A 784-nucleotide genomic window follows, 5' to 3' on the forward strand; every position below is an offset into this window, starting at 1 on the left:
TGCGTATTCCGGCCCATCGTGACCACCCATTCCGTTTGAACGTGACCGCCTGTTCCGGCCCATCGTGACCGCTCATTCCGTTTTATCGTGACCGATTTTGGACGTTTTTCCGGAATCGCCGGTCACGATGCCGGAATCATCGGTCACGTTCCTCCGGAATCACTGGCAACACGCTGGAATTCTTCCACTTTATCCGGCATACCCCTTTCTTTTTCACGACGAGGAAGGGCAAATGCCGGCAGCGAGGATTTCCATGCGACAGATCATCGAGGTCTTGCGCCTCAAGTACGAAGCGGGCCTGAGCCATGAGCGCATTGCCCGCGCCTGTGGCCTCTCCAAGGGCGTAGTCGGTAAATACGTCAGCCTGGCCACCGCTCAGGGCATCACCTGGCCGTTGCCAGAAGGCACGGACGAAGCTCGGCTGGAAGCCCAGCTGTTCCCGGCCAAGACGCCGCCTGCACGCTTTGCCGAGCCCGACTACTTTCAGGTCCATCAGGAGCTGAAGACCAAAGGCGTCACCCTGCAACTGCTCTGGGCTGAGTACGTGGAACGTCACGGCGACAAGGCCCGCCGGTACAGCCAGTTCTGCCATCACTACCGGCTCTGGCAAGGCCGTCAGCGGCGCAGCATGCGCCAGGTCCACCGGGCCGGTGAGAAGATCTTTATCGACTACTGCGGCCCCACGGTTCCGGTGGTGGATCGTAGCACTGGTGAGATGCGCAAGGCTCAGGTCTTTGTCGCTGTGCTGGGCGCCTCCAGCTACACCTTCGCCGAGGCCACCTGG

General features: G+C 60.8%; 1 pseudogene. It reads left to right on the plus strand.

The features are described from left to right. Positions 1-253 precede the first annotated feature (253 nt). Positions 254-784: pseudogene (locus tag Q668_RS13580) on the plus strand (IS21 family transposase); the annotation flags it as partial.

This window comes from Marinobacter sp. ES-1 (assembly GCF_000475255.1).
Lineage (GTDB): Bacteria > Pseudomonadota > Gammaproteobacteria > Pseudomonadales > Oleiphilaceae > Marinobacter > Marinobacter vinifirmus.